This is a genomic window from Kordia sp. (genome assembly GCF_045105435.1).
Classification (GTDB): Bacteria; Bacteroidota; Bacteroidia; order Flavobacteriales; family Flavobacteriaceae; genus Kordia.
In genome coordinates, this window is the sequence record NZ_JBGCDL010000238.1 from 1 (window position 1) to 5,844 (window position 5,844).

A 5,844-nucleotide genomic window follows, 5' to 3' on the forward strand; every position below is an offset into this window, starting at 1 on the left:
TTTCACAATTATTAACATTTTTTAATCAATTTCTAATATTCTCTTAACATATAGAAACACATTTTCGACCTATATTTGTACTGTTGTATTAAGCTAAATACAACGTTTTTTGGGTTAGTTAAAAAATAAAATCGGGTCGTCGGATCCGATTTTTCTTTTTATAAGTTTTTGTGAAGTGTTTTGAAATACTCAAAAGCTTTCGCAAGTCGCGAACCATACCAACTAAAATATTCGCCATCTACGAAAACTGTTTTTGCGTGATGTGTAAAACGTCCCAATTCAAACGCATGTTCTTCTTTAAACGGATATGGCTCCGAAGATAACATGACAATATCTGGATCGCCTTCCAAACGTATTTTTTTAATTGCTACTTCTGGATATCTTCCGTGCGATTCGTAGATATTTTCAAATTTACACAAAGTCAATAAGTAATTGATAAATGTATCTTTCCCAGCTGCCATCCAAGGCTTTCGCCAGATAAAATATGCAACTTTTCGCACTGGAATGTCTTTTACAAATTCTTGAAAGTCCTTTAAATGAAATTGAATCTTGTTATTAATTTTTGATGCTTCTGTGTTGCATTTCATCATAACGCCATATTGCGTAATCATTTCCATAGATTCGTCAATAGTTTTCACATCAGAAACATGCACTGGAAATAATTTTTCGAGCGTTTCTACGATCTCTTTTGTGTTTTCTTCTTTATTACACAAAATAAGATCGGGTTGCAGTTCTTTTATTTTTTCAAGTTTGATGTTTTTTGTGCCGCCTACAACCGTTTTCGTACTTTTTAGGTGATACGGATGTACACAGAATTTTGTAATTCCCACAATGCGATCTTCCAAACCTAAATCGTATAACAATTCGGTTTGCGAAGGCACTAACGAAATAATTCGTTTTGGCGTATTTTCTAGTGTGAACGTTCTATGTAATTGATCTGTAACTTTCATATATGAGATTCTGAATCAAGTTCAGAATGACGAAAGGTTATTATTTCGTCAAAATTTCTGCCATTTGCACTTGTAATGCTGCTGCTTTTTTCGCTGCGGCGGAAGCAAAATCGGCTTCGTTTGACGCATAGATGATTCCACGAGAAGAATTGATGAGCAAACCAACATTTTCTGTCATTCCGTATTTGCAAACCTCTTGCAAGTTTCCGCCTTGCGCACCAACTCCAGGAACTAGTAGGAAACTTTCTGGTATTATTTCGCGAATTTCTCCTAAGAATGAAGCTTTGGTTGCGCCTACAACATACATTAAATTCTCACTGTTTTCCCACGTTTTAGACGTTTCTAGTACATGTTTGTATACTTCTTTATTGTCAATGGTTTTCGTTTGAAAATCGAACGCACCTTTGTTTGAAGTTAATGCCAATAAAATAGTGTGCTTTCCCTTAAAAGCTAAAAAAGGTTCTACGGAGTCTTTTCCCATGTATGGTGCGACAGTTACCGAATCGAACGCTAAATCTTCAAAGAACGCTTTCGCATACATGCTTGATGTATTTCCGATATCGCCACGTTTTGCATCGGCAATTGTAAAAATTTCAGGATGATTTGTATTTAGGTACTGAATCGTTTTTTCGAGCGCTTGCCAACCTTTAATTCCGTACGCTTCATAAAACGCGGTATTTGGTTTGTAGGCAACTGCCAAATGATGTGTGGCATCAATGATTGCTTTGTTAAATTCAAAAATTGGATCGTCAGTCTCTAATAGGAATTTCGGAATTTTTTGTAAATCTACATCCAATCCGATACATAAAAACGATTTCTTTTTGTGTATTTCTACAATTAGTTGTGTTGTGGTCATTTTTTGGGTGTTTGGTATTTGGTATTTGGTGTTTGGTTCTAATATTGCGTTTTAGTATAATTAATCAAAGCATTGATACTTTTTTGTAATCTATTTACCTTACTTATAACTATTTCACTATCGTGAGTAGAAATATAGGAAAGTCTTTCACATATTATAAGTTGTGTTTCTAATTCATAAGATGAACCCAAGCTGATTTTTAAAAAACGAGCAAAATCTTTTTGTGAATCTTTAGCACAGCCTTCCGCTATATTGGAAGGTATAGATACAACAGCTCTTGAAAGTTTCGAGTACAAACCTAACTTTTCTGAGTTAGGAAGTTTGCCAATCAATTCATAAACAATTGCTACTAAATCAATGGAATCATTCCATATATTCAATTTTCGAAAATTTCTCATAATAATCTATATATAAGAGCATTTCGAGGGTATTATCTACAAATTTAATTTTATCAATACTTTCAGTTTAAGACCCAAGACCAAAAACCCAAGACCCAAGACCCAAGACCCAAGACCTAAATCACATTAAAATTCACTAGATTCTTTCAACTTCTCTGTGTTTTCAACTAACATTAATTCGTCTAATATTTTTTGAATGTCTCCATTGATAATATTTGATAAATCGTATAATGTCAATCCAATTCTGTGATCGGTAACACGTCCTTGCGGATAATTGTAGGTTCTAATTTTTGCACTTCTATCTCCAGAAGAAACCATACTCTTACGACGTGCAGAATCTGCTGCTAGTTTTTTCTCCAATTCTTTATCGTATAAACGAGAACGCAATACTTTTAAGGCTTTTTCTAAGTTTTTGTGTGATGATTTTTGATCTTGACAACTTACCACCAATCCAGATGGTCCGTGATGCAAACGAATTGCAGAATACGTTGTATTTACCGATTGTCCTCCAGGTCCTGTAGAAGTTGTACGTTCTATACGCACATCGTTCATGTCTAATTCTACATCAAATTCTTCGGCTTCTGGCAATACCATTACGGTAGCGGCACTTGTATGCACACGACCTTGTGTTTCAGTTTGTGGTACACGTTGTACACGATGCACACCGGCTTCAAACTTCATAGTTCCGTATACATCTTCACCCGAAACTTCAAAGATCATTTCTTTAAATCCGCCCGAAGTTCCTTCACTGTAATCTACGATACTTACTTTCCAACCGCGACTTTCACAGTATTTTGTATACATACGATGTAAATCACCTGCAAAAATACTGGCTTCGTCTCCACCAGTTCCGGCACGTAATTCTACTACGACATTTTTACTGTCTTCAGGATCTTTTGGAATTAATAAAAGTTTTATTTCTTCTTCTAACAATGGTAAAGCTTCTTTTGCTTCATCCAATTGCATTTTTGCCATTTCTACCATTTCGGCATCACTTCCGTCAGAAATGATTTCTTCGGCTTCGGCAATGTTGTCTACAATCTCTTTATACACATCTCGTTTTTCAACAAGTGTTTTAAGATCTTTGTATTCTTTATTGAGCTGTACGTATCTTTTTTGGTCTGCAATGATATCTGGTTGAATAATTAAATCATTCACCTCATCAAAACGTTGCTTTACTATTTGTAACTTTTCTAACATGGAACTTCTCTTTTCAGGTTTGCAAATTTACAATTTTTATTGATTGTTTATAGTTTTCTATCATAGTTCTAAAACAGTGATGGCAATATCTTAATTTTCTTTCAATTTCAATAGCATTATTTCACTTTAAAAATTACACCATTGTGTTATCACTTAAATTAGTTTGTTTAAGGTATTTTTTGCGTACTTTCTTTTGCTTATATTGCTTTTATTAGGGACTTCCCCATTGGTATTTCTTATTGATTACCAACACTTTTAGGTATTAACCAAAATCTAATAATTATAAAAAATAGAACGTAAATTTAAAGCAACTGGCTTTAAAAAAGTCTAGAGTAGCATCGTTAGAATCAAATGGTGTAACAGGAGGTTTTATATCTTGGACAGGAACTGCAGCGCCATGTTCTTTCTCTGATTTTAATTGTGAAACTGCATTTGGATGTAATGCAACAAATGCTGTATGTCCTCTAGATGCTTATTACTATTAAGCACCTACTATATAGCGTATTAAAAACAAAAAGGCAGTCTGAAAAGTTTCAAAAGTCGTCATTCTGGACTTGATCCAGAATCTCATAAAGTTGATTTTCAATTATTATGCGAAACCGAATCAAGTTCGGTTTAACGAAATTATGACCTTTTAGATAGCCTCTGTTTTAAGACAATTACATTTATAGCACTTACTTTTATTACGGAATTGCCCTCAAAAAAACTTATCACTTCTTGTTATTTTAGCATATTAACCATAAACCTAAATAATCATGAAAAAAAAGCAGATTAATTTAAAACAATTAGCATTAAAAAAATCAAGAGTAGCTTCATTAGAATCTGAAAATTTAACTGGAGGAACTAGTGGATGGACAGGAGGATTTATTTCTTGGACAGGAACAGCAGAGCCATGTTTTCCTACAGAACTAGGCTGTGGAGGTATAACTGATGGATGCCCGCCTGCACAAACTGTTGGATGCCCACCACCACCGACAAATGGATGCCCACCTCCAGGAACTTTATACGGATGCGGACAAACTGCGTTGTATAGTGCTTGTAACGGATATCAGTGCTACTAAAAATTAGCTTTTAAACAACAATTAGGAAAGGCTCTCATGTATTTGAGAGCTTTTTTTATACCAGTTATTTTCATTTTGATACCATTTACACAGTATTGCTTTTGTTTCTTTATTTAGCGATTGGGATTTGATATTTTTGAGTAGTATCAACTTAAATTTATTACAATGAAAAAACAAAAAGTATCACTTAAAAAATTACAACTTTCTAAGTCAAAAGTCTCAAATTTTTCTGCTAATCAAATTACAGGAGGTTCATTTGTATGTGCCACAGCTATTTGTGATGTAACTTCTGACTGTAAAAATCCAACAGATGCATGTCCCACTACAGGATGTATATCATTCCCTTGTCAGTCAGTAATTTGTCAATCAGTAGTTTGCGAATCAGTAGTTTGTGCAACCGTTGCAGTTTGCTAGAAGGCTTGGATGTATTATATAAAAAAGGCTCTCAAAGTTATTTTGAAAGCCTTTTTTCATAGGTTAAATGCTAAGATTTATTATTACTTTTTAGAATACACGTACAATGTTGAATCCGAAGAAAATATCTCCATCAGTCCAGTCTCCTTCTGCATAACTAAGAAATCCTGGTTCGTTAGTTGATTGTGCATTAGAGAATAGTAATTGAAATACGTGTCCTCCTGTTTCAATATCAACACCAATGGTTAACGGGTTTTTGAACGCGGTACCATCTACTCTACTAAAGTTATAAACGTAATCTAAATTGATAGACATACGCTTGCTTATTTTTAAACGTCCACCTGCACCCATAGCAAATTGATCATGCTTTTGAGGCGCTTCTAAGGTTAAGTTTTGACGTATGTATGATGGTGCTAGTTCAAACGAAAAGTTATTGTTGAATCTACGTGAAATTAATAATTGAGTCGTATAACTTAAACGATCTGCAAATGTTAAGAAAGGAAAACGATCTTTTCGCACTTGCGTGTTTATGTTTGCAGTAGCGTATCCTACAAGATTTACAGGAAAAGCATCTGTTTGACTTTTTAGTTTCATTTTTGTAGAAAGTGCATACGTTTGTCGCAATGATTCTCTACTTACTCCAAATTGCCAACCTTCAAAAAGTCCGTATACCAATTGAATTTTTGTATTTGCATTGTCAAATCCGAAAAATGTAGACAATCCATCATCTAAAGTTCCAAATCGATGCGATACATACATATAAAAATCTCCTTTTGCCGCTACTTTAGTCGATTGTAAGTTTCCAATTTTCATGGCTTTGAACGCAGGTGATTCAAATTTTTCTGGAATTGCATCGTCTTCTAATTCGTCTAATAAATCATCTTGTGCATGCATTCCTATGCTGAATAAACAACATATTGCTAATATATAATAGTGTTTCATTTGTGTTATTTTTTGAGAATGAT

7 protein-coding genes are annotated in these 5,844 nt (G+C 34.1%); 2 read left to right on the forward strand and 5 right to left on the reverse strand.

The window, feature by feature from the left end; genetic code table 11:
* Positions 1-158: 158 nt before the first annotated feature.
* The 4 genes from AB8B65_RS12205 to prfA form a co-directional block, all read right to left on the reverse strand.
* Positions 159-950, reverse strand: coding sequence for an ABC transporter substrate-binding protein (locus tag AB8B65_RS12205; RefSeq protein WP_405301317.1), 792 nt, complete (start codon positions 948-950; stop codon positions 159-161).
* Between the two features lie 40 nt (positions 951-990).
* On the reverse strand, positions 991-1,806 hold the full coding sequence (pyrF, locus tag AB8B65_RS12210; RefSeq protein ID WP_405301318.1) for an orotidine-5'-phosphate decarboxylase: 816 nt from the start codon (positions 1,804-1,806) through the stop codon (positions 991-993).
* A gap of 38 nt (positions 1,807-1,844) precedes the next feature.
* A complete protein-coding gene (locus AB8B65_RS12215) occupies positions 1,845-2,186 on the reverse strand; it encodes a four helix bundle protein (protein WP_405301319.1) in 342 nt (113 codons plus the stop codon).
* Positions 2,187-2,330: 144 nt separating this feature from the next.
* Positions 2,331-3,404, reverse strand: a complete 1,074-nt coding sequence (gene prfA / locus AB8B65_RS12220; protein WP_405301320.1) for a peptide chain release factor 1 — start codon at positions 3,402-3,404, stop codon at positions 2,331-2,333.
* 755 nt (positions 3,405-4,159) lie between these two features.
* Between prfA and AB8B65_RS12225 the strand changes: the two genes are divergently transcribed.
* Together AB8B65_RS12225 and AB8B65_RS12230 are read left to right on the forward strand one after the other, a co-directional pair.
* The gene (locus AB8B65_RS12225; RefSeq protein ID WP_405301321.1) at positions 4,160-4,465 is read left to right on the forward strand and encodes a hypothetical protein; all 306 of its coding nucleotides are present in this window, start codon (positions 4,160-4,162) and stop codon (positions 4,463-4,465) included.
* Positions 4,466-4,630: 165 nt separating this feature from the next.
* Positions 4,631-4,879, forward strand: a complete 249-nt coding sequence (locus AB8B65_RS12230) for a hypothetical protein (RefSeq protein WP_405301322.1) — start codon at positions 4,631-4,633, stop codon at positions 4,877-4,879.
* Between the two features lie 90 nt (positions 4,880-4,969).
* On the opposite strand, the gene AB8B65_RS12235 is transcribed toward AB8B65_RS12230, so the two are convergent.
* Positions 4,970-5,844 (reverse strand): DUF5777 family beta-barrel protein (locus AB8B65_RS12235; RefSeq protein ID WP_405301323.1); only part of this gene is annotated, 875 nt, incomplete at its 5' end.